At 48.6% G+C, this 977-nt stretch carries 1 protein-coding gene; it reads right to left on the bottom strand.

What is annotated here, in order from left to right:
• Nucleotides 1–31: 31 nt before the first annotated feature.
• The coding region (locus tag KIV40_RS26745; protein ID WP_285352211.1) for an isoaspartyl peptidase/L-asparaginase at nucleotides 32–977 on the bottom strand (946 nt) is incomplete at its 5' end.

The following is a 977-nucleotide window of genomic DNA, read 5'->3' on the forward strand; positions in this document are numbered from 1 at the left end:
GTTAACGACTAAGCCTCGCCTGCAAGGCCGCTTAATCATCGGCGTAGATTTTCACCTCAACCACACCGTTGACATCAACGCTCGCACGATACATTCCAGAGCTATTCATGCCGAAGTGAATCTCACCTTGGCCATCAATGGCAATTAGGCCACCTTCACCACCCATCGCTTTCAATTCACCTTGGATGATATGTTCACATGCAGTATGAACGTCTTCTGTGAGATAACGCATACGGGCAGCTACATCACTCGCGACCATTTTTCTTAGGAAGAACTCACCCATCCCGGTTGCAGAAACCGCAACATTACCATTTTCAGCGATAGTGCCCGCACCAATGATTGGCGAATCTCCAACACGTCCGTACTTTTTATTGGTGCCCCCACCGGTACTGGTCGCCGCAGCTAGATTACCGGCTTGATCTAATGCTACAGCGCCAACCGTGCCGTACTTTTCATCATCTGGGTATTTCTCGGCGTGTTGTTCATCATATTTCGCTTCAGATAGGGCAAAGATGTCTTTCTCTTTCATTGACTGCAGTTGATCGTAACGACGCTCGGTAAAGAAGTAATCTTGCTCGGTAAACTCATATTCGTTCTCGAAGGCAAACTTCTCTGCACCTTCACCAATCAATAACACGTGATCACTCTTTTTCATCACATCGCGCGCTAACTCAATTGGGTTGCGAATGTGTCGAACTCCAGCCACCGCCCCCGCATCCATTTCTCTACCATGCATCACAGACGCATCCATCTCTACGAATTCGTCATGTGTCAGTACCGAACCTTTACCTGCATTGAAGTGTGGACTGTCTTCCATCACTTTCACCGCGGCAACAACCGCATCCAATGCATCACCACCTGACTCAAGGATTTGATGCCCCGACAATACGGACTTTTCTAATGCTTCAACGATGCCAGCTTTAAGCTCATCACTCATCTGCTCTCGTAAAATCGTCCCAGCGCCACCGTGTATCGCG

The organism is Vibrio sp. D173a (assembly GCF_030248475.1).